Source organism: Pseudomonas antarctica, from assembly GCF_001647715.1.
GTDB classification, from domain to species: Bacteria; Pseudomonadota; Gammaproteobacteria; order Pseudomonadales; family Pseudomonadaceae; genus Aquipseudomonas; species Aquipseudomonas antarctica_A.
Genome location: NZ_CP015600.1, coordinates 4,923,038 through 4,949,959 on the forward strand (window position 1 = coordinate 4,923,038; position 26,922 = coordinate 4,949,959).

At 60.0% G+C, this 26,922-nt stretch carries 21 protein-coding genes; 5 read left to right on the forward strand and 16 right to left on the reverse strand.

The annotated features are described in order from the left end of the window. Window positions 1-8: 8 nt before the first annotated feature. Window positions 9-539 (reverse strand): YceD family protein, encoded by a 531-nt coding sequence (locus tag A7J50_RS22325; RefSeq protein ID WP_032886799.1) that lies wholly within the window; start codon window positions 537-539, stop codon window positions 9-11. Between the two features lie 105 nt (window positions 540-644). On the opposite strand from A7J50_RS22325, the gene A7J50_RS22330 reads away from it, so the two are divergent. Beyond that, the gene (locus A7J50_RS22330; protein WP_064453758.1) at window positions 645-1,223 is read left to right on the forward strand and encodes a Maf family protein; all 579 of its coding nucleotides are present in this window, start codon (window positions 645-647) and stop codon (window positions 1,221-1,223) included. Between the two features lie 131 nt (window positions 1,224-1,354). Here A7J50_RS22330 and A7J50_RS22335 read toward each other — a convergent pair whose 3' ends face one another. Genes A7J50_RS22335 through rluC form a run of 3 tightly spaced genes read right to left on the reverse strand, consistent with a single transcriptional unit; the run spans window position 1,355 to window position 3,968 of the window. Then, on the reverse strand, window positions 1,355-2,338 hold the full coding sequence (locus A7J50_RS22335; RefSeq protein WP_064453759.1) for a S49 family peptidase: 984 nt from the start codon (window positions 2,336-2,338) through the stop codon (window positions 1,355-1,357). 21 nt (window positions 2,339-2,359) lie between these two features. After that, entirely contained in the window at window positions 2,360-3,022 is a 663-nt protein-coding gene (locus A7J50_RS22340) for an HAD-IA family hydrolase (RefSeq protein ID WP_064453760.1), read from the reverse strand. Continuing rightward, window positions 3,009-3,968, reverse strand: coding sequence for a 23S rRNA pseudouridine(955/2504/2580) synthase RluC (gene rluC, locus A7J50_RS22345; RefSeq protein ID WP_032886795.1), 960 nt, complete (start codon window positions 3,966-3,968; stop codon window positions 3,009-3,011). The genes A7J50_RS22340 and rluC overlap by 14 nt, the downstream gene beginning before the upstream one ends. Window positions 3,969-4,736: 768 nt before the next feature. On the opposite strand from rluC, the gene rne reads away from it, so the two are divergent. Further along, window positions 4,737-7,910 (forward strand): ribonuclease E, encoded by a 3,174-nt coding sequence (gene rne, locus A7J50_RS22350; protein WP_082895942.1) that lies wholly within the window; start codon window positions 4,737-4,739, stop codon window positions 7,908-7,910. 176 nt (window positions 7,911-8,086) lie between these two features. Here rne and A7J50_RS22355 read toward each other — a convergent pair whose 3' ends face one another. From A7J50_RS22355 to A7J50_RS22365, 3 genes are all read right to left on the reverse strand, one after another. Then, window positions 8,087-8,677 (reverse strand): nucleotidyltransferase family protein, encoded by a 591-nt coding sequence (locus tag A7J50_RS22355; RefSeq protein ID WP_064453762.1) that lies wholly within the window; start codon window positions 8,675-8,677, stop codon window positions 8,087-8,089. Then, the gene (locus A7J50_RS22360) at window positions 8,674-9,660 is read right to left on the reverse strand and encodes an XdhC family protein (RefSeq protein ID WP_064453763.1); all 987 of its coding nucleotides are present in this window, start codon (window positions 9,658-9,660) and stop codon (window positions 8,674-8,676) included. Before A7J50_RS22360 ends, A7J50_RS22355 begins: the two co-directional genes overlap by 4 nt. Window positions 9,661-9,802: 142 nt before the next feature. Then, complete coding sequence (locus tag A7J50_RS22365) at window positions 9,803-11,137, reverse strand: dicarboxylate/amino acid:cation symporter (protein ID WP_064453764.1); 1,335 nt, start codon at window positions 11,135-11,137, stop codon at window positions 9,803-9,805. Window positions 11,138-11,480: 343 nt separating this feature from the next. Here A7J50_RS22365 and A7J50_RS22370 point away from each other — a divergent pair, with 343 nt between their 5' ends. After that, a complete protein-coding gene (locus tag A7J50_RS22370) occupies window positions 11,481-12,479 on the forward strand; it encodes an AraC family transcriptional regulator (protein ID WP_064453765.1) in 999 nt (332 codons plus the stop codon). 1,124 nt (window positions 12,480-13,603) lie between these two features. Here the strand turns inward: A7J50_RS22370 and A7J50_RS22375 are convergent. From A7J50_RS22375 to A7J50_RS22385, 3 genes are read right to left on the reverse strand one after another with little or no spacing between them, the layout of a single operon-like run. Next, window positions 13,604-14,950, reverse strand: coding sequence for an ATP-binding protein (locus A7J50_RS22375; RefSeq protein WP_064453766.1), 1,347 nt, complete (start codon window positions 14,948-14,950; stop codon window positions 13,604-13,606). Beyond that, window positions 14,947-15,624, reverse strand: a complete 678-nt coding sequence (locus tag A7J50_RS22380; RefSeq protein ID WP_017138377.1) for a response regulator — start codon at window positions 15,622-15,624, stop codon at window positions 14,947-14,949. Before A7J50_RS22380 ends, A7J50_RS22375 begins: the two co-directional genes overlap by 4 nt. Before the next feature lie 18 nt (window positions 15,625-15,642). Next, the gene (locus A7J50_RS22385) at window positions 15,643-15,951 is read right to left on the reverse strand and encodes a hypothetical protein (RefSeq protein WP_064453767.1); all 309 of its coding nucleotides are present in this window, start codon (window positions 15,949-15,951) and stop codon (window positions 15,643-15,645) included. Between the two features lie 136 nt (window positions 15,952-16,087). Here A7J50_RS22385 and A7J50_RS22390 point away from each other — a divergent pair, with 136 nt between their 5' ends. Then, window positions 16,088-16,804 carry a 4'-phosphopantetheinyl transferase family protein gene (locus A7J50_RS22390; protein WP_064453768.1) on the forward strand — a complete coding sequence of 239 codons (717 nt, stop codon included), beginning with the start codon at window positions 16,088-16,090 and terminating at the stop codon, window positions 16,802-16,804. 81 nt (window positions 16,805-16,885) lie between these two features. On the opposite strand, the gene A7J50_RS22395 is transcribed toward A7J50_RS22390, so the two are convergent. Continuing rightward, complete coding sequence (locus A7J50_RS22395; protein ID WP_064453769.1) at window positions 16,886-18,496, reverse strand: ATP-binding protein; 1,611 nt, start codon at window positions 18,494-18,496, stop codon at window positions 16,886-16,888. Further along, window positions 18,493-19,218 (reverse strand): response regulator, encoded by a 726-nt coding sequence (locus tag A7J50_RS22400; RefSeq protein WP_064453770.1) that lies wholly within the window; start codon window positions 19,216-19,218, stop codon window positions 18,493-18,495. The genes A7J50_RS22395 and A7J50_RS22400 overlap by 4 nt, the downstream gene beginning before the upstream one ends. Before the next feature lie 858 nt (window positions 19,219-20,076). Here A7J50_RS22400 and A7J50_RS22405 point away from each other — a divergent pair. Next, a complete protein-coding gene (locus A7J50_RS22405; protein WP_064453771.1) occupies window positions 20,077-22,971 on the forward strand; it encodes a ribonucleoside-diphosphate reductase subunit alpha in 2,895 nt (964 codons plus the stop codon). A gap of 98 nt (window positions 22,972-23,069) precedes the next feature. Here A7J50_RS22405 and A7J50_RS22410 read toward each other — a convergent pair whose 3' ends face one another. The 4 genes from A7J50_RS22410 to flgC form a co-directional block, all read right to left on the reverse strand. After that, window positions 23,070-24,179, reverse strand: a complete 1,110-nt coding sequence (locus tag A7J50_RS22410) for a hypothetical protein (RefSeq protein WP_064453772.1) — start codon at window positions 24,177-24,179, stop codon at window positions 23,070-23,072. Window positions 24,180-24,376: 197 nt separating this feature from the next. Continuing rightward, on the reverse strand, window positions 24,377-25,687 hold the full coding sequence (gene flgE, locus A7J50_RS22415; RefSeq protein ID WP_064453773.1) for a flagellar hook protein FlgE: 1,311 nt from the start codon (window positions 25,685-25,687) through the stop codon (window positions 24,377-24,379). A 31-nt stretch (window positions 25,688-25,718) separates the two neighbouring features. Next, a complete protein-coding gene (gene flgD, locus A7J50_RS22420; RefSeq protein ID WP_064453774.1) occupies window positions 25,719-26,450 on the reverse strand; it encodes a flagellar hook assembly protein FlgD in 732 nt (243 codons plus the stop codon). A gap of 16 nt (window positions 26,451-26,466) precedes the next feature. Next, complete coding sequence (gene flgC, locus A7J50_RS22425) at window positions 26,467-26,919, reverse strand: flagellar basal body rod protein FlgC (protein ID WP_064453775.1); 453 nt, start codon at window positions 26,917-26,919, stop codon at window positions 26,467-26,469. Between the last annotated feature and the right edge of the window lie 3 nt (window positions 26,920-26,922).

Sequence of the window (26,922 nt, forward strand, 5' to 3'; positions counted from 1 at the left end):
ATTAACTCCTAAACGTTTGGGTCACGCTTTAACTGCGCCAATACACTGAACGGGTTGGACCGCGTTACCTCGTCCTCGCTCGGTTCGGCCTCGTCATCGAGACCCTCCGGCTGCTGGCATTCTTCCGGATGATGAGCAGGCACAATGGGCAAGGCGAGCAAAAGCTCCTCCTCGATCAGTGCATGCAGATCCAAAGGATCTTCGCCCAGTTCCAGCACGTCATAACCTTTCGGCAACGACTGGGTATTCGCACCCTCCTTCACCACGGCATAACTGCATTCGCTGTGGATCGGCAGGGTGACCAGCTCAAGACAACGCTGGCAAACCATTTTGACTTCGGTGTCGATAAAGCTGTGGATTACCACAGATTTACGTTCATCTCGTTCAAAAACAAATTTGGCCTGCACCGTACCGACAGTGTCGGAAAGCGGGTCGCAGAGTCTCTCCAAATCGGCCAGCAGCAATTCACCTTGAAGGGAAGTGCCACGATCTGCCAATTTGCGCGGGTCAACGTGAGGTGGAATCGGGTCATTCAACATAGGCGCAGCATTATAGGGATGCACCCAGCCATGTCAAAGGAAATTCAGCCCTGTGCGTCAGCTGGTCGCCCCGCTAGAATCCCTGACTGCCTTGAGGAGACGCTAATGCTGCCTTTATTACTCGCATCCAGCTCGGTTTATCGCCGGGAATTGCTGAGCCGCCTGCACCTGCCGTTCATTTGCAGCTCGCCGGATATCGACGAAAGCCATCGTGCAAATGAGTCCGCGATTGAGCTGGTCAAGCGCCTGGCCGAAGAGAAAGCCCGCGCCCTCGCCGACCGCCATCCCGGACATTTGATTATTGGCTCCGATCAGGTCGCCGCACTGGAAGGCAGGATCATCGGCAAGCCGCATACTTTCGAGAACGCCCGTGAGCAACTGCTTGCCGCCAGCGGCAAGCGTGTGAGCTTCCTGACGGGCCTTGCACTGCTTAACAGCGAGACCGGGCACTGCCAGGTGGACTGCGTGGCATTTACCGTGCACATGCGTGTACTGGACGCCCAGCGCATCGAGCGCTACTTGCGCATTGAGCAGCCCTACGACTGCGCCGGTAGCTTCAAGGCTGAAGGACTGGGTGTGAGCCTGTTTCAAAGCACCGAAGGGGCGGATGCCACCAGCCTCGTCGGCCTGCCACTGATTCGACTGGTGGACATGCTGCTGGCTGAAGGCGTGCAAATCCCTTAAAACCAGCGCAAAACCAAATGTGGGAGGGGGCTTGCTCCCGATTGCGGCGGGTCAGTTACAGATAAGCTGGCTGATCCACTGCTATCGGGAGCAAGCCCCCTCCCACATTTATCGACACAGACCTTGAGATCTCAGCGCAGCGTCGGGCCTTGAAAGCCCATGTACAAAGCCAGTTTCTCTGCCACGCTGGCGCCGAGCTTCTTGGAGAAGCGGTCAAACGGCGACTCCTGAACAGTGAAATCCACCAGCTCTTTCTCGCCAATTACATCCCGCGCCACCGAACTGGCACTGCCCAGGCCATCGATCAAACCCAGCGGCAACGCCTGCTCGCCCGACCACACCAACCCGGAGAACAGCTCCGGATGGTCTTTATCTTTCAGACGATCCCCACGCCCTTGCTTCACGCTCGCAATGAACTGACGGTGGGTCGTGTCGAGCACGCCCTGCCAGAACTGGGTCTCGTCGGCTTTTTGCGGCTGGAACGGGTCCAGGAATGACTTGTGCTCACCCGAGGTGTAGGTGCGACGCTCCACACCCAACTTCTCCATGGTGCCGACAAACCCGTAACCGGCCGCCGTTACACCGATAGAGCCGACCAAACTGGCCTTGTCGGCATAGATCTGGTCAGCGGCGCTGGCGATGTAATAGGCGCCCGAGGCGCCCAGGTCGGAAATCACTGCGTACAGCTTGATGTCCGGATGCAATGCGCGCAGACGCCGAATCTCGTCATACACATAACCCGACTGCACAGGGCTGCCGCCCGGACTGTTGATGCGCAGGATCACGCCTTTGACCTTGGGGTCTTCAAACGCAGCACGCAGGCTGCTGACGATATTGTCGGCGCTGGCGGACTCCTTGTCGGCAATCACCCCGCGAACTTCGATCAAAGCGGTGTAGTTGCTGCCACGGGTGGCGCCTTTCTCGATGTCCATCAGCGGACTGAACAGCGCCAGCATGGCAAGCAGGTAAACAAAGGTCAGCAGCTTGAAGAAAATCCCCCAACGCCTGGAACGGCGCTGCTCCTGGACGCTGGCCAGAAGCGTCTTCTCCAGCAGCTTCCAGCTTTTGTCATCACCGCTCTCGGCCTTTTCGGGCGCTTTCCACTCGTCACTCATGCCATTAACCCCAGCAAAGACTTATTGGGCCCGGCTGAGCCAGGCCTGCAGTTCAGAAAAATGATCAATCGTCAGCCTGGGCTCATATTGCTGCAAGGCATCGGCCGCCTGGGCACCATAGCTGACCGCCACGCTGTCCATGCCGGCATTGCGAGCCATCATCAGGTCGAAGGAAGCATCGCCCACCATCAATGCCTGGCGCGGCGCGACGCCGCAATGAGCCAGGATCTGCTCCAGCATCAGAGGATGGGGTTTGCTGGCGGTTTCATCCGCCGCACGGGTGATGTCGAAATAATCTTCAAAGCCATGGGCCTGCAGCACCCGGTCCAGACCGCGACGGGCCTTGCCGGTGGCGACTGCGAGGTGATACCCCTCGGCGCGGAACGCCTCCAGGGATTGCCGCACGCCTTCAAACAACGGCGAAGGCTCAGCTTCCAGCGCGATGTAGTGATCAGCGTAGTGCTGGCGAAACGCTACCAGCTCTTCGTCGCCGATTTGCGGGTACAACGTGCGGATCGCCTCAGGTAACCCCAGGCCGATAATGCCCTTGACGGCCAGATCGCTGCACAACTCGAAGCCTGAACGGGTCGAGGCCATGTGCATCGCTTCAACAATCCGACCAATGGAGTTACACAGGGTGCCGTCCCAATCGAAGATCAGCAGCTTGTAATCAAGGTGCGACACTCAAACGCTCCACGGTCTTGGCCCACATCTCATCGACCGGTGCCTGCAGCTTCAGCTCACCGCCATCGGGCAACGGCACCGTCAGCATGTAGGCGTGCAGGAACAGGCGCTTGCCGCCCAGGTCGCGAATTTCCTTGGAGAAATCCTCGTCGCCGTACTTGGTGTCGCCCGCAATGCAGTGACCTGCGTGCAGCGTATGCACGCGAATCTGGTGGGTACGACCGGTCACCGGCTTGGCCTCGACCAAGGTGGCGAAGTCGCCGAAGCGGCGCAGCACCTTGAACAGGGTCAGGGCTTCTTTGCCCTCCTCGTCCACTTCGACCATACGCTCGCCGGAGCGCAGGTTGCTCTTCTGCAACGGCGCGCGGACGCTCTTGATGGAACTGGCCCAATTGCCCCGTACCAACGCCATGTAGCGTTTGTCCACACCATCGCCACGCAGGGCGGTGTGCAGATGGCGCAACATGCTGCGTTTTTTGGCGATCATCAACAGGCCCGACGTGTCACGGTCAAGGCGATGAACCAGTTCCAGCTCCTTGGCATCCGGACGCAACTGACGAAAGGCCTCGATCACGCCGAACGTCAGGCCGCTGCCACCGTGAACCGCAATGCCGCAGGGCTTGTTGATCACGATCAGTTTGTTGTCTTCGAAGACAATCGAGGCTTCAAGGCGCTGCAACAGGCCTTGGGCCAGTGGCACCGGCTCGTCGCGCTCAGGCACGCGCACGGGCGGCACACGGACGATATCGCCCGCCTGCAGCTTGTACTCGGGCTTGATCCGACCCTTGTTCACGCGCACTTCGCCTTTACGCAAGATGCGGTAGATCAAGGTCTTGGGCACGCCTTTGAGCCTGGCCAGGAGAAAGTTGTCAATGCGTTGGCCGGCATATTCCGGCGAGACCTCAAGCAGCTGGACGCTGGGGGTCTGGGGGGCGGTAGTCGTCATGGCGGCGATGATAACAATTTTTTATGGAATTGAAGCACTTAATCATTGCTGCTATAGTCGCGAACGCCGCCAAAAGCGGCCTGGACAGAGGACTTGCGGCAAATTGCCGGCCCTGACCATCGCAATTCATCAGGACGCGAGGCCGTCCTACGGGGCTTTCGCCACCTTGGAAGGCTCAAGATTGTAACAAGCGCAGGTGACATGAGGCCTGAAGCGAGTGCAGAAAGCAGAGTGAATACTCGCGTTCTGCGCCGATATTTACGGCCAGTTCACAAAGTGCAGTCAGTCTTGAGCCAGACCATGGCGAATACTTCGGAAACAACGCCTGTTAAGAGCTGAGTGAGAGCGCAATCGCCCACACCTAGTCTTGTTTAGCCATGAGCGTGGACTCCCCATTGGAGAACACGGTAAATGCCAACCCGCTGCGGATTCTGCGCGCGGCAGCACCCGAATTATCAGGGATACGTGTAGGGTGGAGATGCACAACCGTCGGACCGTGTAGCACTAGGCTTATATTTAGACGCTTCATCTCGTCCACAGTCGCCGGTTGATTCCTCCTCCTGACCTTAGCTTTTGTTGAAGTGGTGCCTTTGTCACCACCGCTAACAAGCAGGACGCGTCCGTCGCGATACCGGCCCACATTGGCGGGTATTGCTGGACACTGGAGTGGCCAACCACTCTTGACGCACCTGACACCGACCGTGAGAAGTCGTGTGTGCCGAACGCCGTTTCCGGCAGCCCGGAAACCGACGGTACAACATGAAAAGAATGCTGATTAACGCAACTCAACCCGAAGAGTTGCGTGTTGCACTGGTAGATGGCCAACGCCTCTACGACCTGGACATCGAATCCGGTGCACGCGAGCAAAAGAAGGCCAACATCTATAAAGGCCGTATTACTCGCATCGAACCAAGCCTTGAGGCTGCCTTTGTCGATTTCGGCTCCGAGCGCCACGGCTTCCTGCCCCTCAAAGAAATCTCCCGCGAATACTTCAAGAAAGCCCCTGAAGGCCGCGTGAACATCAAGGACGTCCTGAGCGAAGGCCAGGAAGTCATCGTTCAGGTCGAAAAAGAAGAACGTGGCAACAAGGGCGCAGCCCTGACCACGTTCATCAGCCTGGCTGGCCGTTACCTGGTCCTGATGCCGAACAACCCACGTGCCGGCGGCATTTCCCGTCGCATCGAAGGCGAAGAGCGCAACGAGTTGCGTGAAGCGCTGAACGGCCTGGTTGCACCGGCCGACATGGGCTTGATCGTTCGCACTGCCGGCCTTGGCCGCAGCAGCGAAGAAATGCAGTGGGACCTCGACTACCTGCTGCAACTGTGGACCGCTATCAAAGAAGCGTCCCTGGATCGTTCCGCGCCATTCCTGATCTATCAGGAAAGCAACGTGATCATCCGCGCCATCCGCGATTACCTGCGCCAGGACATCGGCGAAGTGCTGATCGACAGCGTTGAAGCCCAGGACGAAGCCCTGACCTTTATCCGCCAGGTGATGCCGCAGTACGCCAGCAAGATCAAGCTGTACGAAGACAGCGTTCCGCTGTTCAACCGTTTTCAGATCGAAAGCCAGATCGAGACCGCCTTCCAGCGCGTCGTCGAACTGCCTTCCGGCGGCTCCATTGTTATCGACCCGACCGAAGCCCTGGTGTCCATCGACATCAACTCGGCGCGCGCTACCAAAGGTAGCGACATCGAAGAAACCGCCCTGCAGACCAACCTGGAAGCGGCTGAAGAAATCGCCCGCCAGCTGCGCCTGCGTGATATCGGCGGCCTGATCGTGATCGACTTCATCGACATGACCCCGGCCAAGAACCAGCGCGCCGTGGAAGAGAAAGTCCGCGAATGCCTGGAAGCTGACCGCGCCCGCGTACAAGTTGGCCGTATCTCGCGCTTCGGCCTGCTGGAAATGTCCCGTCAGCGCCTGCGCCCATCCCTGGGTGAAAGCAGCGGCATCGTCTGCCCGCGTTGCAACGGCACCGGCATCATCCGTGACGTTGAATCGCTGTCCCTGGCGATCCTGCGCCTGATCGAAGAAGAAGCCCTGAAAGACCGCACCGCCGAAGTCCGCGCACAAGTGCCGATCCCGGTTGCAGCCTTCCTGCTCAACGAAAAACGCAACTCGATCACCAAGATTGAACTGCGCACCCGTGCCCGTATCGTCATCCTGCCGAACGATCACCTCGAAACGCCGCACTTCGAAGTGCAGCGCCTGCGCGATGACAGCCCGGAAGCTCACAGCGGCCAGTCCAGCTACGAAATCGCTGCTGCCGCTGCGGAAGTTGAAGAAGTCCAGCCGGCCGCCGCAACCCGCACACTGGTTCGCCAGGAAGCTGCCGTGAAGACTGCACCAGCGCGCGCCAATGCACCGGTTCCGACCGAAGTGGCTGCACCGGTTGCCGCCCCTGCCGCCATGCCTGAGCCAAGCCTGTTCAAAGGCCTGGTGAAGTCGCTGGTGAGCCTGTTCGCCACCAAAGAAGAGCCTGTGGCTCCGGTTGTGGTTGAAAAACCAGCCGCCGAGCGTCCGGCCCGTAACGAAGAACGTCGCAACGGTCGCCAGCAAAGCCGTAACCGCAACGGTCGCCGTGACGAAGAGCGCAAGCCTCGCGAAGAACGTGCACCGCGTGAAGAACGCGCGCCACGTGAAGAGCGTGCACCTCGCGAAGCCCGTGAAGAAACCCCAACCGTAGCCCGTGAAGAACGTGCACCGCGTGAAGAGCGCGCACCACGTACTCCGCGCGCACCGCGTGAAGATCGCAAGCCACGTGGCGAGCGCGAAGAACGTGTGCGTGAACTGCGCGAGCCGCTGGACGCCGCTCCGGCCGTTGCTGCCGAAGCTGCCAGCGAAGAACGTCCGGCTCGCCAGCCGCGTGAAGAACGCGCCCCACGTGAAGAGCGCCAGCCGCGCCCACCGCGTGAAGAGCGTCAACCACGCGCCGAGCAAGCCGCTGCCGCCAGCGAAGAAGATGAAGAAGTGCTGACCGGCGAAGAGCAGTTGCAGGAAGATGGCCAGGACAACGCCGAAGGCGATCGTCCACGCCGCCGCTCCCGTGGCCAGCGTCGTCGCAGCAACCGTCGTGAGCGTCAGCGTGATGCCAATGGCAATGTGATCGAAGGCTCGGAAGAGACCGGCGAGCACACTGAAGCCGCAACCGCAGAACCGACCGGCGCCGAACTGGCTGCCGGCCTGGCTGTGACGGCTGCCGTTGCCAGCACCGTCATCAGCGCACCGGCTGAAGCCCAGGCCTACGAGCAAGCTGAACGCGCTACTGCTGCCGTCGAAGAGACAGCAGCTGTAGAAGCGCCAGTCGCTGAAGCCCCGGCAGTTGAAACCCCTGTCGTCGAAGCAATCACCCCGATCGAAGCCCCAGCGGTTCCGGAAGTGGAAGTTGCGCCGGTTCGCGAAGCCCAACCAGAAGTGGAAGTGGCTGCTGTTGAGCCTGCACCGGTGGTTGAAGCTCAGCCAGTGGTTGAAGCCGCCGTTGAAGCACCGGTTGTCGAAGAAGCAGCCCCGGCAGTGCGTGAAGTTCGCGAAGAACAGACCGCGTTCCAGTGGACTGCCGAGCCAGCCGCACCGGTTGAAGCGCCAACCCCTGCCCCAGTGGCAGAAGAGGCACCGGCCCCGGTTGCCGACGTGGTTGAAGCTGCCCCGGTCGTGGTGCCTGCGCCAGTGGTTGAAGCGCCAGTGGTTGAACCAGTGGTTGCCGAGGTCGCCGCTCCGGTGGTTGAAGCCGCTCCTGCCAGCGCCCTGACCGATAACGGCCGCGCGCCGAACGACCCACGTGAAGTGCGTCGTCGTCGCAAGGAAGCTGAAGCAGCCGCTGCTGCAGCCGCTGCCGCACCGGCTGCTGCCGAAGTGGTCGAGGCGCCAGCCCCGGTCGTTGAAGCTGTGGTTGAGCACAAGGCCTTGGAAGAAGAGCACGAACCTAAACCCTTCGTCTGATTCCATCCGCCACTAAAAAGCCCCGCCTGAGTGATCAGGCGGGGCTTTTTTATGGGCGATTAACGTGAGTCTTGTGGAGATCCCCCTGTGGGAGCGGGCTTGCTCGCGAAAGCGCTGGATCAGTCACCAGACTCATTGACTGGCACTGCGCATTCGCGAGCAGCCCGCCCCCGCGTTTAGTCCGCGCTGAAACTCAACCTGTGCGGCAGATCCACATCCCAAAGCACGCCACGGTCATGCACCTGAACCTCCACAACCTTCGCGCCGGCCAATAACGGCTTGGCGCCACGGTCACCGACCAGTGCCATCAAGCCCGGCCCAAACGCACGATCAAACGCCACCGGATGCCCATATTCACCCGCATGTACGAGCACGCTGATACCACCCTCCTCCAGCGCGTCAATCACCCGCTCAATACTCGAGGATTGAATAAATGGCATATCCCCCAGCACCACGAGCCAACCCTCCGCTGAACCGCTGGCCGTAACGGCTGCCGCGAGACTGTCACCCATGCCGGCCGAGTGCAGCAGCAACACGTCGCAGCCATGGGCCCGCGCTAGGCGAATCACTTCCAGGCGATCCGGCGAGGTCACGACCCAGCGCTTTACCACGCGCTCAGGCAAATTCACCAGCACCTGTTCGATCACCGGCCGTGTCACGCCATCGCGCCCCAAGCAATCAGCCAGCAATTTATCCTGATCCGCGCCCGCCTCAGCCCGAAAACGACTCCCCTGCCCGGCCGCCAGCACAATCGCTGTGACCGTCATTCAACCGCCATTGGCAGTGGCTTTTTTTGCACTGGCGCCACGCCATTCTTGATCGCGACAATTTCCGCCATCAACGACAACGCAATCTCCGACGGCGTGTGGCTGCCGATATGCAAACCGATCGGCCCATGCAATCGTGCGATCGCCTCCGGCGACAAGCCCAGCGCAGCCAGGTACTCGCGGCGCTTTTGGCTATTAAGCCGCGAACCGAGCGCGCCGATATAGAACGCACTGGAATTCAACGCCGTCAGCAACGCCATGTCGTCCAACCGCGGATCGTGGGTCAGGCAGACGATGGCCGTGCGCTCGTCGGTCTGGATATTCAGCACCGCCTCATCGGGCATGCCTGGCACAAAACGGCCATGTTGCTCTTCCCACCCGTGGACGAACTCTTCGCGCGGGTCGCAGATCAACACTTCGAAATCCAGCAACCGCGCCATTTCCGCCACATAACGCGACAGCTGCCCCGCACCGATCAACAACAAGCGCCAGCGTGGGCCGTAAATGGCGCGTAAGCGTTCGCCATCGAAGGTCACCGCATCTGTCTTGCTCGCAGCACTCAAGCTCACCATGCCGGTGACCAGGTCCAGCTCTCGGGCGACGACTTCATGCGCCTCGCAACGCTCCAGCAGCTCAGCGACCCAACGCCAGTCGTCCACGCGCTCTTCCGTCAGGCGCAACGTACCGCCACAAGGCAGGCCAAAACGCGCCGCCTCATCGCGGGTAACGCCGTAGGTCACCAACTGTACCGGCGGGCCGTCATCCACCAATCGGCCATCCTGCAACCGCGCGATCAAGTCATCCTCGATGCAGCCGCCGGACACCGACCCGATTACCACACCATCGCCGCGCAAGGCCAACATCGCCCCCGGTGGGCGCGGCGCACTGCCCCAGGTCTGGACCACGCTGTACAACACTACTCGCTGCCCGGCGCGGCGCCATTGGAGCACGCTGCGCAGGACATTCAGATCCACGCTATCCATCCAACCTCCGCCGCGTTATTGATGACGTATTGATTGACTGTAAAGCAAAAGATTCCAAAAGTGGCCGGGCACAAACGCAAACGCCCCGAACAAGTCGGGGCGTTTGCGAGTGGCTTCGGCGTCAGTTCACGCCATCAGCCTGTTACTTTACAGCAGCAGGGGCAGGACCTTCGGCCACACCCAGGTCATCTTCCGGACGGGTGTCGGAGATGCCGGTACCGCCGGACGCCAACTCGCTGTGCAGCTTGTCGGTGTCCAGTTCCTTGACCCACTTGGCCACAACGAGGGTGGCAACGGCGTTACCCACCAGGTTGGTCAGTGCGCGGGCTTCAGACATGAAGCGGTCGATACCCAGGATCAGCGCCAGGCCGGCAACCGGCAGGTGACCAACGGCCGACAGGGTCGCAGCCAGCACGATGAAGCCGCTACCGGTCACGCCTGCAGCGCCTTTGGAGGACAGCAGCAGCACCAGCAGCAGGGTGATCTGGTGGGTGATGTCCATGTGGGTGTCGGTCGCCTGGGCGATGAACACGGCAGCCATGGTCAGGTAGATCGAAGTACCGTCGAGGTTGAAGGAGTAGCCAGTCGGAATCACCAGGCCTACTACGGATTTCTTCGCGCCCAGACGCTCCATCTTGATCAGCATGCGTGGCAGTGCGGATTCGGAGGAGGAAGTGCCCAGTACGATCAACAGTTCTTCACGGATGTAGCGAACCAGCTTCAACACGCTGAAACCGTGCGCGCGGCAGATGGCGCCCAGCACCACGACCACGAACAGAATGCAGGTGATGTAGAAGCAGATCATCAACTGGCCCAGTTGCACCAGGGAACCTACACCGTAGGCGCCGATGGTGAACGCCATGGCGCCCAGGGCACCGAGTGGCGCGAGCTTCATGATCATGTTGATGATGTTGAACATCACGTGGGCGAAGCGATCAATGAAATCCAGCACCGGCTTGCCGTACGCACCCAGGCGATGCAGGGCAAAACCGAAGATGACCGAGAACATCAGCACTTGCAGGATGTCGCCGTTGGCGAAGGCGCCGACGATGGTGTTCGGGATCACATTGAGGATGAAGCCAACCACGCTCTGGTCTGCACCGGCAGTCACGTAGGCAGCGACTTTGGACGCGTCCAGGGTAGCGACGTCGATGTGCATGCCGGCGCCCGGCTGCACAACGTTGACCACGACCAGGCCGATCAGCAGCGCGATGGTGGAAACAACTTCGAAGTAGAGCAGCGCGTAGCCGCCGGTTTTGCCGACCGATTTCATGCTTTGCATGCCAGCGATGCCGCTGACAACGGTGCAGAAGATGATAGGGGCGATGACCATTTTGATCAGCTTGATGAAGCCGTCACCCAGTGGCTTGAGGGCCACACCGGTCTGCGGGTAGAAGTGACCGAGCAAAATACCGATAACGATTGCAACGATCACCTGGAAATACAGGGATTTGTACAGTGGCTGACGAGTCGTCATTGCAAAGTTCCTCAATCGCACCGTGTGGCAAATATCCGCCATGCCCACGACACTTGAATTGCGAACCCTCCTGCACTGGAGGGATTTGTTGTTTGCGAGGTCTGGTCTGTAGGAACAAGCCTGCGCTGTAATCTTTATCGCAAACGCCGTGCCACTTTGCTCAAAATTCCTGAAGGCCTTTAGACATCAGGGCCGGGGGTTTATGTGGGCCCACAGGGGCCACGGGCAACATGGCGGAAATCCGCCCACTCACCCCATCCCGTCCTACAATTTGGCGGATATCCGCCTTGTCGCCCGTCTTGGTGATGACTAACATCCGTCACTCCATGGACGAGGCCCTCACATGCGTGAACGTACCATCGCCAGCCACTACGCCCGAGCCGCCCTCGGTGGTGCGCGCCGGGCGGGTTACGACTATTCGGGTTTGTTGCTCCAGATAGGCATTACCCCGGAGTTGCTCACCGAGCCCCGCGCCCGCATCGCCCCGGAACAATTCACCCGGCTGCTGCAAATGCTGTGGCTGGCGCTGGATGACGAATACCTGGGGTTTGCCGAAGGCCCGAGTAAGCGCGGCACCTTCGCCATGATGTGCCACGCGCTGATTCATTGCCGCACCCTGGAGAAGGCTCTGGAACGCGGCTTATTATTTTATAGCCTATTCCCACAGGGTCCGCGCTGGCAGCTGACAAAAGAAGGCGACATGGCCCGCTTGAGCCTGGACGATTCGCAGCTGTGGGACCCGGATCACTTCCTCACTGAATGCCTATTGGTGATCTGGCATCGCTTGGGCAGTTGGTTGATCGGCCAGCGCATCCGGCTGCATCAGGCAACATTCAGCTACGCGATGCCGGCGCATGCCGGCGAATATGACCTGCTCTTCCCCTGCCCTCAGGTGTTCGGTGCGCCGCACAGCAGCCTGGTATTTCCCAGTCGCTACCTGAGCCTGCCGCTGCTGCAGGACGAGCGGACCCTCAAGCACTTTCTTGAGCATTCCCCCGCCGACCTGCTGTCCCGGCCGGATGAAGGCGACAGCCTGAGCAGCCAGTTACGCCGCTTGCTCAGCCGCGACCGCAGCCCTTGGCCTGATCTTGAAGCCGTCGCGCAGCACCTGCATATCAGTGCGCAGACCCTGCGCCGGCATTTGCGTGAGGAAGGCACCAGCTTTCAAGCGCTCAAGGATGAGTTGCGGCGAGACATCGCCATCTACCATTTGGGGCGAGCAAATTTGTCTTTGCAGGAGATCGCCGAGCAGTTGGGTTTTTCCGAACCGTCGGCGTTTCATCGGGCGTTCAAGAAGTGGACGGGACTGACGCCGGGGGCGTATCGGGCGCAAGAGAGTTAGAGGGGGTTACCTGGGTGGGCCTCATCGCGGCATAGGTATCTACACATCTTTTTTTATGGGTTGAGTGCTGTGGTTGTCGGGGGGTGCTGAGTACATATCCGTTGTTTGGGTCACGGCTGACATGGGTTCCGCCCTTACGGCGGGTCACTTTTGGAAAAGAGCCCCAAAAGTAACCAAAAGGGCTCTTGCCCCACCACTCGGCACCTCGCCTAGGCTCGGTGTGCCCTCACTCCGGCTTCGGACCGTGGGCCGCCGCCATGGGCCATCCTTGGCCCATCGCGGCTAACCCGGCGTCCTGCCGGGTTACCCACGCTCCAAAGCCTGCGTTCGGCCAGCGTGGTTAACGGGGCGCCTAAGATCAACAGCAGATCAAGATCAAAAGCAGAGCACGGCGGCCTGGTAGCCGACCTGAGTGGTTAGATCAAAAGCAAAACCGAGGCGGCCTGACAGCCGACCTGATCTTGGAAGCTGAACCCAATCAAATGTGGGAGCGGGCTTGCTCGCGAAAGCGGTGTGTCAGTTACAAATAAGTTGACTGACACACCGCTTTCGCGAGCAAGCCCGCTCCCACAGTTGGATCTCATTACATCAGGTAGCAGTCGTGTCGCTCTGCCCAGCTATTGATCTGCTTTTGCTTCAACCACTCAGGTCGGCTTTCAGGCCGCCGTGCTCTGCTTTTGATCTGCTGTTGATCTTGATCTGACAGGCCCCGTTAACCACGATGGCCGAACGCAGGCTTGAATCCGTGGGTAACCCGGCAGGACGCCGGGTTAGCCGCACTGGGCCAGGGATGGCCCATTGCGGCGGCCCACGGATTCAAGCCGGAGTGCGGGCATGCCGAGCCCAGGCGAGGCACCGAGTGGTGGGGCAAAGACCTTTTGGTTACTTTTGGGGCGTTTGCCAAAAGTGACCCGCCGTAAGGGCGGAACCAATAGCAGCCGTTACCGCAGCAACGGATATGTCCTCAATCTACCCAACCCCCTCACAGGCTTAAAGCGACACAAAGAGTTGCGTAGATACCTATGCTCATCGCGGGCAAGCCCGGCTCCCACCTTTGATGCGTGCATACCTTCAAAATGTGCGCGCTGGCTTGCCTGCGATGAGGCTGGTACAGCCACTGCACATCAAACAGCCGGGAAGTGAATCTTGAACGCCGCACCACCCAATGGCGAATCCCCAAGGGTCAGGCGCGCGCTATAGCTTTCAATGATGTCCTTGACCACCGCCAGGCCGATCCCCTGCCCCGGGTGCTGGCGATCCAGCCGTTCACCCCTTTGCAGAATCCGCGCACGCTGATCAGGCGGTACGCCTGGGCCGTCATCTTCAATGCACAGCTCGATACCTTCGAGATTCTCCACCAGGCTGATGCGCACTTCGCTCAGGCACAGGCGATAAGCGTTTTCCAGCAGGTTGCCGAGCATTTCGAGCAAGGCGCCCTTCTCGATCGGTACATCGCACTCGGGCGGCAAGTCAAAAGACACGGTGACGCGCTTGTCGCGGTAAACCTTATCCAGGGTGTCACACAGGCTTTGCAACACCGGCTCGATACGTACCTGGTGACGCACTAGGCCACTTTTGCGCAAGCTGGCGCGCTGCAGTTGATAGCCAATCTGTTGGCTCATGCGTTCGATCTGCGATTGCAATACCCAGGCCTGACCGCGTTCTTCCGGCCGCTGGGCCATGTCTTCGCTCACCCCCTGCAACACGGCCAGCGGGGTTTTCAGGCTGTGGGCCAAATCGTCGAGGGAGTCGCGGTAACGCGCACGTTGCTCACGCTCGCTGTGCAGCAAACGGTTGAGGGAGCCGGTCAGACGCAGCAGTTCACGGGGGTGTTCTTCGGTAAGGCTTTCGCGGGTGCCGCCTTCGATCTGGTCAAGTTCCTGACTCAGGCGCCGCAGGGCTTGCAAGCCCCAGGTCAGCCCCAGCCACAGCAGGGTCAACAATACGAGCAAGGCCGCGCCAAACCCGAGGTAGAGGTTTTCCTGCAGGCCTTCCAGGGTCAGCTGGTATTCGCGCACCGGTTGCAACGCCACGATACTGAACGCCGCGCTCTTGCCGCCCAGCAGCTTGACCTCGACGTCATACACGAAGAACTCCTGGCCACTGGCCTCGCGAATACGCGCAAACTCGTTGCCGCGCCCGTCATAGCGCGGCTTGTAGTTGATGTTTTCTTCCTGGGTCGCCCGCGAGCGCCAGACCAGATGACCTTCTCGGTCGTAGATATAACCGAGCAGGCGGCTGTCAGTGAGGTTGAAGCGTTCGTCCGGCAACTGCGCCGGCATCAGCAAGCGGTTGTTTTCGACCCGCGCGGCGGATATCAGGGTGGTGACGTCCGACGCCAGGCGCTGCTCGATGGAATCCTGCAGCGCCAGGCTGAACGCGCCTTGCATGGCGGGCAACAAGCCCAGCATAAACAGCACGGCCAGGGTGGTGGCCGCGAGCATCAAGCGCACACGTAACGAGCGAATCAACGGCAGCGCTCATTGAACAGGTAGCCCAGGCCGCGCACGGTGTCGATCGGCTTGAACCCGGCCGGGCCTTCCAGCTTGCGGCGCAGGCGCCCGACCAGCACTTCGATCACGTTCGGATCACGCTCGTCGTCATCGGGGTAGAGCTGCTCCATCAAGCGATCCTTGGCCACCACCTGCTGATGGTGACGCATCAAGTATTCGAGAATCCGATACTCGTAGGCGGTCAGCGCCAGCGGTTGCTCATCCAGAGAGGCTTGCTTGCGATTGAGGTCCAGCAGCAGCGGCCCGGCGACGATGGTCGACTGGGTAAACCCGCTGGAGCGGCGCAGCAAGGCGTTCATCCGCGCTTCCAGCTCTTCGAACTGGAACGGCTTGACCACGTAATCGTCGGCGCCGGCGGCCAGGCCCTCGACCTTGTCCTGCCAGTTGCCGCGCGCGGTCAGGATCAGGATCGGGAAGGTCTTGGCCTGGCTGCGCAGTTGGCGGATCAGGTCCAGGCCGCCCATGCCGGGGAGGCCCAGGTCGATAATCGCCAGGTCATGGTTGAATTGCCCGGTCTGGTACAGGGCTTCCTCGGCATTGGCCACGGCTTCGACCACATGACCACTGTCGGTCAGGCGGGTGAACAGGTGATGACGCAGCAGCGCCTCATCTTCCACGACCAGCAATTTCATAAGGCTCTCCAAGGCGATTCAACTGTCCGACAGGGGAATATCATAGCGGCCCTGCAAGTCTTGCGGGCGCAGTTTAATGCCATTGTATTGGCCCGTCAGGTATTCGTAGCCGGTGCGATAGGCGGGCTGAGGCGTGACTTGCCCCAACGACTGCCCCCACGGCGCGGCCTGACTGCCCGCATCGTCGAAGCTGACACGCTGGATCAGGTTGCTGGATTTTTTGGTTTTTTCGCTACCAAATGCCGCAAATGCGCCGTCCGAAGCCTGGACCCCGGCCGTAGCACTGAGCATGGTTAACGCCAACATCAGCTTTTTGATCGCAGTCATGGTGCTTACCTCTACGCGTTTGGCTGTTGAAGCCAGACTACGCAGGCGCCCCTGAACTCCCCCTGAACGGGCTCTGAACCTGGCCTGAATCGTTGCGGGCTATCCACTGGCGTGGCAACTCGGCAAAATACCGCACATGACGCCCCTACCCGCTTGCTGTACCCCACTCGATGCCCACTGGCCGCTGCCCGTTCCATTACCGGGCACGGTGTTTCTCAGCACTCGATTCGACCCGGCCTTACTGATCGCCGACGACTTCCAGCGCAGTGCCGTGCCACCGCCGGCGAGCATCCAGCGCTCGGTGGCCAAGCGTCAGGCAGAATTCCTCGCCGGCCGCGTGTGCGCCCGCGCGGCGTTGCTACAGCTTGATCAGCTCGATTGCGTGCCGGCCATCGGCGAAGACCGGGCGCCGGTGTGGCCCGGGCATATCAGCGGCTCGATCACCCACAGCACCGGTCATGCGGCGGCGATTGTCGCGCACAAGGCGCAATGGCGCGGGCTGGGGATGGACCTGGAGAATGTGCTGACACTGGAACGGGCGGAACGCCTGGCCGGGGAAATTCTCACTGCCGATGAATTGCAGCGCATGGCCGCCTTGCCCCGCGAGCAGATCGCCTTGCTGGTGACGCTGACGTTCTCGGTCAAGGAAAGCCTGTTCAAGGCGCTCTACCCGATCGTGCAAAAGCGCTTCTACTTTGAGCATGCCGAGGTGTTGGAGTGGTCGGCGGCTGGGTATGTGCGGCTGCGGTTGCTGACGGATTTGTCTGCACAGTGGCGCCATGGCACGGAGTTGGAGGGGCAGTTTGTGGTGGACGGGGAGCAGTTGTTGAGCCTGGTCGCTATCAGCGCCTGATAGATAGCTGTCGCAGGCAAGCCAGCGCCCACAGGAGAATGCATTCCAACTGTGGGAGCGGGCTTGCCCGCGATAGCAGTGTCAGGGTTTATCCTGATCCCGCGGCCAACTCAGGCTAAAGCATGCCCCGCCCAAATTATTGCTCTTGCTGATCAACGCCCGCCCGCCGTGCCAATAGATAATCCGTCGCACAATCGACAACCCCAGGCCATGCCCGCCCGACGCACGGGTGCGGCTGTCGTCCAGACGCAGGAATGGCGTAAAGATCCGCTCCCAGGCGCTTTCCGGCACGCCAGGCCCGTCGTCTTCCACATCGATGCGACAACGCACCTGGCCCACCTGATAGCTGATCAACACCTGGCCCTGGGCATGGCGCATGGCGTTGCTCACCAGATTTTGCAGGGCCCGGTGCAAGTAGCGCGGCTCGGCGTCGACCCAGGCGTCATCCCAATGTGCCGAAGACAGGCAGATGCCTCGGGCTACGCTGACCTGCGGGCGCAGTGGCGATAATTCGCCGATCACCTGATCCAGTAACGCATTGAGGTCGACCCGCTGGAAATTCAGCGCCGGTGCGCCTTGCTCCAGGCGTGCGTAGGTGAGCATTTCGTCCACCAGGCCGTCCAAGTCCTGGATGTCGCTGTCCATGCCTTCCAGATATTTGCGCCGCGCCTCAGGGGTGGCGGCGTCGCCGATCATCTCCAGACCAAAGCGCAGGCGTGCCACCGGGGTGCGCAGCTCGTGGGAGACCGCGCGCACCAGTTCGCGCTGGATCGCCAGCAATTGCTGCAAGTGCTCGGCCATGCCATTAAAGGCAGCCGCCAAGCGCCCCACCGAGTCGGCACCCCGAGCCGGTACGCGAACCTCGAGGTTGCCTTTGGCAATGCGGGTGGCAGCCGCCTCCAGGCCTTTGAGGCGTCGCTCAAGCTGACGCACCAGTAAATAGACGATCAAACCAATCAGGGTCAGGCTGATCAGCGCGATCAGGATCAGCCATTGCGGCGGGTAAGGGCTCATTTGATACAGCGGGCCGATTTCCAGTACCCACGGCGTACCGACCATGCCGGCAAACACACGGATTGAATCGCCGCCCTTGCCCAAGGCCATCACCGTATCGCCTTCCGACACTCGACGCCGCTGGTCGTCGTCCATGTCCGCCGCATCCAGGGTCATGAGGTGCATGTCAAAACCAAAACCCTTGGCTTCCTTGATATCTGCCAGTTTCTGCGGCTGCTCGGCGACAGGGAAGCGCACCAGTTCGTCCGCCAGCAGGTAAATAGTCGCGCGGGCCAGTTGTTCGCTGATCTGCTGGACTTCGCCCGTGAGTACCAGTTGCGACTGCTCACTGACCAGACGCAGCACGCGCGCTGCATGCGGCCCGGTCTGCTCCACCAGTACCTGGCCGCGTTGCAGGCGAGTGCGTTGGCCCAGGTCCAACTGCGCATCGGCCAGCGGGCGCAATTCCAGAGGGATGCCCAACAAACGCTCCCACACCGCCAGGGCGCGCTGGCGCTCGATCGGGCTCATGGGCTGCAGGTTGTCGCCCATCAGCGCAAAAGTGCCGTGGGCCAGGCGCTCACGGTACTGGCCGCTGCGCACTTCATTGAGCAGGTGCAAGGCCAGCACGCCCAGTAATGCGACTAAAACCAGGGCAGCACACATACCGCCGTAGATGCGCAGAAAGATCGAGTTCACAGCGGCATATCGGCGGCGGCTTCGGGGACGAACAGGTAGCCCTTGCTGCGGATGGTCTTGATCAGCCGTGGGTGGATCGGATCGTCGCCGATTTTCGGCCGAATGCGTGAGATACGCACGTCAATGGAGCGGTCCTGGCCGTCGTAGCCAATACCGCGCAGGGCGATAAAGATTTCTTCGCGCGACAGAATGCGCCCGGCATTGGCGACCAGCAGCCACAACAGGTCGAACTCGGCGCTGGTCAACTCGATGCCGCCCTCGTGCAGCCAGGCTTCGCGCAGGGCATTGTCCACCACCAATGGGCCAAATTGCAGGCGGCGCTGGTTTTCCACGGCAGCAGGTTCCGCGGGCTCGCTGCGCCGCAGCAAGGCCTGGATACGTGCCAGCAACAAGCGCGGGCGCACGGGTTTACACACATAGTCGTCGGCGCCCATGTCCAGGCCAAGCACCTGGTCCATGTCGTCAGTGCGTGCGGTGAGCATCAGAATCACGCCGTCATAGCGCTCGCGGACTTTGCGGCAGATGCTCAGGCCATCTTCGCCGGGCAGCATCAGGTCGAGGATCACCAGGTCAGGCTGTTCGGCGATGATGCGTGCCGCAGCCTGGGCGCCATCGCTTTCTACCGACACCTGCAAGCCGTTGCTCTCAAGGTATTCACGGGTCAACTCGGCCAATCGCTCGTCGTCCTCGACAATCAATATTTGCCAGGCTTCTTGCTCCACGGGTGATCCTCGTCGCGTTAGAGAGAGTGGTCATGACAATGCGGTCGAATGTGGGAGCTGGCTTGCCCGCGATAGCATCAACGCGGTGTAACTGAATAGACCGCGGTGATGCTATCGCGGGCAAGCCCGGCTTCCACATTTTGATCTTCACCGGTCATACCCTATTTGTAATGTTGTACGGGCATAACAGCGACTGTAAGTAGGCCGATTGTAGCCACGGGCCAGCCCTCCAGCACAAGCCGGGAAATCCATTCGGTGATCACGTTTTTTTGTGATAGGGTTCGCGCGCCCAAAATTCCAATCGGCTGTTTTTACCTTGGAATATTCAGTGACAAACGGCGCAATCCAGCCGCACTGCGGCCTACACGGGCGTTCCATGTTTCATACACATTTTACCCACAGCGTTATCCACAGGTAGTGCGTTGCTAAGACCCCCAAAACGCATTATCTTGTACCTCGGCGCTAAAAAAACCCTACATGTAGGGTTTCAAGCGAAAAACCAAACACAGATCAGACAAGAAACTCAAGTGCTTTCTTGCTCCCGTTTGGTTGAACCAAAGCATTTTTTGAAAGCCCAAACCGCGCACGCGGATGGCAGCCGTTTTCCAGCCACAAGGGCGAAAAACGGTACGGGTGTTGCAGTGTTTGAAGCGAGCAACTGTCACCCAACAGGAATACGGCGCAGGGTTCTTTAAAGGCCCCAGCCGAAGACTTCGGCATGGAAGCGGCGCGATGAGCTCCCTTCCTCCTGTCCCGAAGTTGTTATGCCAGGCCAAGGCCTGTTGTAAGTGCTTCAGGACGGAACGGTGGGCACCGTGATGGTGCCCAAATAAATATAGAATGTGGAGACAACCCCCCATGCAAACCGACACAACTCGCGAGAACCCGCAGGGCTCCGTGCCGCAGGCCGCTGATTCGAACCTGGATCTGTCCGCCACCGCACCTGGCCAATTGCGCGTGATCAAGCGTAACGGCACTGTCGTTCCTTACACCGATGACAAAATCACCGTCGCCATCACCAAAGCGTTTCTTGCAGTTGAAGGCGGCACCGCTGCTGCCTCGTCGCGCATCCACGACACCGTTGCCCGCCTGACCGAACAAGTCAGCGCAACCTTCAAGCGTCGCATGCCATCGGGCGGCACCATCCACATCGAAGAAATCCAGGACCAGGTCGAACTGGCCCTGATGCGTGCCGGCGAGCAGAAAGTGGCGCGCGACTACGTGATCTACCGTGACGCCCGTTCCAAGGAACGCGCTGTACGCACCCCGGCTGAAGAAGCTGCCGTACAAGCTCACCCGTCGATCCGTATCACCCTGGCTGACGGCACGTTTGCGCCGCTGGACCTGGGCCGCCTGAACACCATCATCACCGAGGCCTGTGAAGGCCTGGAAGAAGTCGACGGTGACCTGATCCAGCGCGAAACCCTGAAAAACCTGTACGACGGCGTGGCCCTGACCGACGTCAACACCGCACTGGTGATGACCGCCCGCACCCTGGTTGAACGTGAGCCGAACTACTCGTTCGTGACCGCGCGCCTGCTGATGGACACCCTGCGTGCCGAAGGCCTGGGCTTCCTCGGCGTCGCCGACAGCGCTACCCACCACGAAATGGCCGACCTGTACGCCAAGGCCCTGCCTGCCTACATCGCCAAGGGTATCGAATTCGAATTGCTGAACCCGATCCTGGCCACCTTCGACCTGGAAAAACTCGGCAAGGCGATCAACCACGAGCGCGACCAGCAGTTCACCTACCTGGGCCTGCAAACCCTGTACGACCGTTACTTCATCCACAAGGACGGTATCCGCTTCGAACTGCCGCAGGTGTTCTTCATGCGCGTGGCCATGGGCCTGGCGATTGAAGAGAAGCACAAAGAAGACCGCGCCATCGAGTTCTACAACCTGTTGTCGTCCTTCGACTACATGTCGTCGACCCCGACGCTGTTCAACGCCGGCACCCTGCGTCCACAGCTGTCCAGCTGCTACCTGACCACCGTGCCGGATGACCTGTCGGGCATCTACCACGCGATCCACGACAACGCCATGTTGTCCAAATTCGCCGGCGGCCTGGGCAACGACTGGACCCCGGTACGTGCCCTGGGTTCGTACATCAAGGGCACCAACGGCAAGTCCCAGGGCGTTGTACCGTTCCTGAAAGTGGTGAACGACACCGCCGTAGCGGTCAACCAGGGCGGCAAGCGCAAAGGCGCTGTCTGTGCCTACCTGGAAACCTGGCACATGGACATTGAAGAGTTCATCGAGCTGCGCAAGAACACCGGTGATGATCGTCGTCGTACCCACGACATGAACACCGCCAACTGGATCCCGGACCTGTTCATGAAGCGCGTCTTCGATGACGGCCCGTGGACCCTGTTCTCGCCATCCGAAGTACCGGACCTGCACGACCTGACCGGCAAGGCCTTCGAAGAGCGTTACGAGTACTACGAAGCCCTGTCCCAGTACCCGGGCAAGATCAAGCTGTTCAAGACCATCCAGGCCAAAGACCTGTGGCGCAAAATGCTCTCCATGCTGTTTGAAACCGGCCACCCGTGGCTGACCTTCAAAGACCCGTGCAACCTGCGCAGCCCGCAGCAGCACGTGGGCGTGGTCCACAGCTCGAACCTGTGCACCGAGATCACCTTGAACACCAACAAGGACGAGATCGCCGTTTGCAACCTGGGCTCGATCAACCTGCCGAACCACATCACCAACGGCAAGCTGGACACCGCCAAGCTGGAACGTACCGTGAACACCGCCGTTCGCATGCTCGATAACGTTATCGACATCAACTACTACTCGGTGCCACAGGCGAAGAACTCCAACTTCAAGCACCGTCCGGTCGGGCTGGGCATCATGGGCTTCCAGGACGCACTGTACCTGCAGCACATTCCTTACGGTTCCGACGCTGCTGTCGAGTTCGCCGACAAGTCGATGGAAGCGGTCAGCTACTACGCGATCCAGGCTTCCTGCGACCTGGCCGATGAGCGCGGTGCCTACGAGACGTTCCAGGGCTCGCTGTGGTCCAAAGGCATCCTGCCGCTGGATTCGCAACAGATCCTGATCGAGCAACGTGGCCAGAAGTACATCGACGTTGACCTGAACGAATCCCTGGACTGGGCACCGGTACGTGCCCGTGTGCAGAAAGGCATTCGTAACTCCAACATCATGGCCATCGCACCGACCGCCACCATCGCCAACATCACTGGCGTGTCGCAGTCGATCGAACCGACCTACCAGAACCTGTATGTGAAATCGAACCTGTCGGGCGAATTCACCGTGATCAACCCGTACCTGGTTCGCGACCTTAAAGCCCGCGACCTGTGGGACTCGGTCATGATCAACGACCTGAAGTACTACGACGGTTCCGTGCAGCAGATCGAACGCATCCCGCAAGAACTCAAAGAGCTCTACGCGACCGCCTTCGAAGTGGACACCAAGTGGATCGTTGACGCCGCCAGCCGTCGTCAGAAGTGGATCGACCAGGCTCAGTCGCTGAACCTGTACATCGCCGGCGCTTCGGGCAAGAAGCTGGACGTGACCTACCGCATGGCTTGGTACCGTGGCCTGAAAACCACTTACTACCTCCGTGCCCTGGCTGCGACCAGCACCGAGAAGTCGACCATCAACACCGGTAAGCTGAACGCTGTTTCCAGCGGCAACCACGGTGATGATTCGGTACTCGCCGCCCCAGCCGGCCCGGCCCCCGTGCCAAAGGCTTGCGCGATTGATGAGCCGGATTGCGAAGCTTGCCAATAAGCTAAGCGAGTGAATAAAGCCCGTTAACCCTATAAGAGGTTAACGGGCTTTTTCGTTTTATTGCAGCGTGAAATGCCGCTTCACCTGCCGCTGTATAGCTATATAAATGCGTACGCCTCCCCGTGATCCTCCCGCTGAGGCCGACCGCCTCGCCCGCCCCATAGCTCTATCTGGCCGCCAATGACCGCCATCGAATGGCCGCCGTAGTTCACAACGCCCAACGCACCGCTGGCAAGCTCATCGCTCGTCGTCTGCCGGTACAGGCCTTTGAGGCCCAGACGATCCAGCCCCTCATTGGCGTGTTCACCGTCGTTCAAGCTCACCAACGCATCCATGTAGCTTCGGCGAGCGTTATGATCGTTACCGTAACCTTGCCCGTTATTACCTTCCATATAAGCCCGCATGGCGCTGGCGGCGTACATGAAGTTGGCGTCGGTCATCATGGCCGGATCGTCCCCCATGAACCGAGCCTGTTGTGCCGCCTGCTGTAATTGCCCCTTGCTCAAATGGAGCTGAAACCCGTCCCGCATCTGCACGTCATAGCCATCGCCTGACGCTTTCACGTCCTTGAAAACATCGGTGGGCTTCTGGCCGAACTTCATCATTGCGCTCTTTATGGCTGAAACAGTGATGCAGTTTCCGTCCGGCCCCTGTTTGAAACCACTCCAGATATTGCCGGTTTCTCTGCCCATACCCGGTTTTTTTGCAGGATTGCTATTGTCAGGCTTGTAGTCAGTGAAATTAGCCCCTTTGGTAAACGGCTTGTTACTCATGGACTCTACGGAGCCAAAATTCTTCGGGTTAACTCTACCGCCACCACCGCCACCGCCCGGCGATGGTTTTGGAGAAGGCGCCGGAGACGGAATCGCCTCTTCCGGAAAAAGATCCGGAAACAGCCTCTTCATCCGCGTGAGCCAATCCTCAAATATTTCTTTTTTCAGCTGCTCGAGGATTTCTTTGAATTTTTCATCTCCGAGCGCTTTCCGCTGTTCATTCAGCTTGTCTCGCAGATCCTTGACGGTTTGGCTCTTCGACGTTTTCTCGGCATCATCAAGCTCTCTGAGAAGCTTACCGACAACATCCTTATTGGCATCTACGTCGTCCTTTTTGTCCTCAGAGCGGCTTACGCCCCCCAGGTGCTGCCCTGCCCCACCCACGTCATAACGCACACCCCCAGCCCCATGGCCAGGCACCGATGAATTCCACATACCAAGCCCCTTTTAAAGACAGGATCCAACGCCTTTCGGCTTGATATGTGGAAAGAACGGTGTAGTCAGTTCCAATCAGCGCGTGTCATCTCGCGAACGGGCAGGTGGTGGGAAAAGGGCTAAATGCCAAATGACAGGCAAAAAAAAGCCCCTCGACTGAGGGGCTTTCGCTTCGCTTGCGCGTCAGGGCTACAGCATCAGGTCATCTGAATGATGGTCTGCATGATGGTGCTCTGGGTGGAGATCGTCTTGGCGTTCGCCTGGTAGTTGCTCTGGGCCTTGATCAGGTCCACCAGCTCGTTGGTCAGGTTGACGTTGGAGTTCTCCAGGGATTTGGACACGATCGAACCCAGCGTACCGGCTTGCGGGGTGTCGTAACCCGGCTGGCCCGACGCGAAGGTTTCTTTCCAGGCCGTGCCGCCAGCCGGCTGCAGGCCCTGCTCGTTGTTGAAGCTGGCCAGGGAAAGCTGGCCGATGGCCTTGCTCTGCTGGTTGCTGAAGGTAGCGAACAGCACGCCGTTACCGTCAATGCTCAGGCCGGTGATCTGGCCGGTGGCGTAGCCATCGGTGACCGGCGGGTTGCGGTATGTGGCCGAGTTGTATTGGGTAATGTTGGCCATGTTAATGGCAATCCCGCCAGGGTTGGCGTTCGCACCGTTTTTGGTCCATACGCCGTTGGTCACGGTGCCCGGCACCCAACCGGTCAGCTGCAAGGTGGTGCTGGACGTAGTACCGGTGATAATCCCGGTGAGTTTGCCGGAACCGTCGAAGCTCAATGTCGATGCGACCGGAGGCGTCGAACCCGTGCCGGTAGGCGCCGAACCGTCAGGGTTACGACCATCGATCAGGGTGTAGGACTTCCAGGTGTTGGAATCCGTTTTGACCACGTACTGCACCATTGGGTGAGCGTTACCCTGGGTGTCATACAAAGTGGTGTTGTACTGGGTGCTGAAGGTGGTGGAATCGGTCGGATCAAACGGCTTGACCGTCTGGTCGATCACCGGCGACGAGGAATTCAGGTTACTGGTGGAATCCACCTTGCTGGAAGCCTTCGGCGGCAGGTTCGACAGGTTCAATTGCAGGTCGGTCAGCGCGCCTTTGACGATGTTGCCATCGCCGTCCGCCGCGTAGCCTTGCAGGCGCGAGGTGCCGGTGTTGTTGGTGATGTAGCCGTCTTTATCCGAGTGGAAGGCACCGTTGCGGGTGTATTCCAGCGAACCGTCGCTGCCCTTCTGCACAAAGAACCCGCCGCCCTGGATCGCCATGTCCAGCAGACCGCCGGTGTTGTTGACGTCGCCCTGGGTGAACTGCTGTGACACTGCCGCCAGGTTCACACCGCTGCCGACACTGTTCTGGCCGGTGCCCAGCTTGGACGCCGCGTAAATGTCCGAAAATTCCGCGCGGGACGATTTGAAACCGGTGGTCGCAACGTTGGCAATGTTGTTGCCGGTTACGTCCAGTTGTTTGTTGGCCGCATAGAGGCCGCTAAGGCCGATGTTAAAAGACATGTTTCTCTCCCTCTGCCGTATTTAGGCGGCTCTATGTACCGATAGTCTGGATTTGCGACAGCTTGACGCTGCCCATACCGCCTGCAAGATTCAGCAGCATTTCGCCGCCGGTCTTGCTCAACGTCACGCTGGTCACCGTTGCCGGCAGCGACGTTAGCAGGGCAACCGCGTCGCCCTTGTCATTCTTGGTGCTGGCCGCGAAGGTGTAAGTCCCGGCTGGCGCGACCTCACCGTTGTCGTTCTTGCCGTCCCAGATAAAACTGGAATCGCCGGCGCTTTGGGCGCCCATGTCGATAGTGCGCACCGCATTGCCGTCCTTGTCGGTGATCTTGACGGAGACGTTGCCTGTCGCCGCCGTCACCGCCACCGAGCCGGTCATGCTCTTGCTGGTATCCACCATGGCCGTGTTGGTCTGGGTGATGATCGAACGCCCGACCAGCGACGACGCCTGCAGCGCTTGCGAAGAGCTGAAGTTGCTGGAGATCGCATTCACCGAGTCGTTCAGGGTGTTAATGCCTTCCAGGCTGCTGAACTGCGCCAGCTGCGCCACGAACGCACCGTTATCCTGAGGCGACAGCGGGTTCTGGTTTTTCAGCTGGGTCACCAGCAGTTGCAGGAACGCATCCTTGCCCAGCGCCTGGTTACCCGTGGCCGCCGAGGCAGCCGAGCTGAGGCTGCTGTTGTCCGTCGCGGTCTTGACCTTGGTGTTGAACAGGTCCTGGACCGCCGTGTTGGGTGTAGAAGTGGTATCAACGATGGCCATTATTTGGCGCCCCTTATCACTGACCCAGGGTCAGGACCTTCTGCATCATGGTTTTGGCGGTATTCATCATTTCCGCGTTGGTCTGGAACGAGCGGCTGGCGGAAATCATATCGGCCATTTCCTCGACCACGTTGACGTTGGGGTAGTACACGTACCCCTTTTCGTTCGCGGCAGGATGGTTAGGCTCGTAACGGGCTTCCAGGTTGCTCTGGTCTTCGACCACACCGAGTACCTGCACGCCCTGGCCTGCGGCATCCTGATTCTGGAACAGCGAATCGCCGCTACCGCTCTGGCTACCTTGGCCGCCCTGGAACATGGTGGCGAACACCGGGTGACGGGCGCGGTAAGTCTGATCAATGCTCGAAGACACGGTCTCGGCGTTGGCGATGTTACTGGCGACGGTGTTCAAACGCGTGGTCTGCGCGCTCATGCCACTGCCGGCAATATTGAAAACACTGGCTAGGGACATGGC

Excerpts from the sequence above, each read along its gene's own strand:
- A7J50_RS22325 (WP_032886799.1), bottom strand. The coding sequence starts at position 539 with ATGTTGAATGACCCGATTCCACCTCACGTTGACCCGCGCAAATTGGCA.
- A7J50_RS22330 (WP_064453758.1), top strand. The coding sequence starts at position 645 with ATGCTGCCTTTATTACTCGCATCCAGCTCGGTTTATCGCCGGGAATTG.
- A7J50_RS22335 (WP_064453759.1), bottom strand. The coding sequence starts at position 2,338 with ATGAGTGACGAGTGGAAAGCGCCCGAAAAGGCCGAGAGCGGTGATGAC.
- rluC (WP_032886795.1), bottom strand. The coding sequence starts at position 3,968 with ATGACGACTACCGCCCCCCAGACCCCCAGCGTCCAGCTGCTTGAGGTC.
- rne (WP_082895942.1), top strand. The coding sequence starts at position 4,737 with ATGCTGATTAACGCAACTCAACCCGAAGAGTTGCGTGTTGCACTGGTA.
- A7J50_RS22355 (WP_064453762.1), bottom strand. The coding sequence starts at position 8,677 with ATGACGGTCACAGCGATTGTGCTGGCGGCCGGGCAGGGGAGTCGTTTT.
- A7J50_RS22360 (WP_064453763.1), bottom strand. The coding sequence starts at position 9,660 with ATGGATAGCGTGGATCTGAATGTCCTGCGCAGCGTGCTCCAATGGCGC.
- A7J50_RS22365 (WP_064453764.1), bottom strand. The coding sequence starts at position 11,137 with ATGACGACTCGTCAGCCACTGTACAAATCCCTGTATTTCCAGGTGATC.
- A7J50_RS22370 (WP_064453765.1), top strand. The coding sequence starts at position 11,481 with ATGCGTGAACGTACCATCGCCAGCCACTACGCCCGAGCCGCCCTCGGT.
- A7J50_RS22380 (WP_017138377.1), bottom strand. The coding sequence starts at position 15,624 with ATGAAATTGCTGGTCGTGGAAGATGAGGCGCTGCTGCGTCATCACCTG.
- A7J50_RS22385 (WP_064453767.1), bottom strand. The coding sequence starts at position 15,951 with ATGACTGCGATCAAAAAGCTGATGTTGGCGTTAACCATGCTCAGTGCT.
- A7J50_RS22390 (WP_064453768.1), top strand. The coding sequence starts at position 16,088 with ATGACGCCCCTACCCGCTTGCTGTACCCCACTCGATGCCCACTGGCCG.
- A7J50_RS22405 (WP_064453771.1), top strand. The coding sequence starts at position 20,077 with ATGCAAACCGACACAACTCGCGAGAACCCGCAGGGCTCCGTGCCGCAG.
- A7J50_RS22410 (WP_064453772.1), bottom strand. The coding sequence starts at position 24,179 with ATGTGGAATTCATCGGTGCCTGGCCATGGGGCTGGGGGTGTGCGTTAT.
- flgE (WP_064453773.1), bottom strand. The coding sequence starts at position 25,687 with ATGTCTTTTAACATCGGCCTTAGCGGCCTCTATGCGGCCAACAAACAA.
- flgD (WP_064453774.1), bottom strand. The coding sequence starts at position 26,450 with ATGGCCATCGTTGATACCACTTCTACACCCAACACGGCGGTCCAGGAC.
- flgC (WP_064453775.1), bottom strand. The coding sequence starts at position 26,919 with ATGTCCCTAGCCAGTGTTTTCAATATTGCCGGCAGTGGCATGAGCGCG.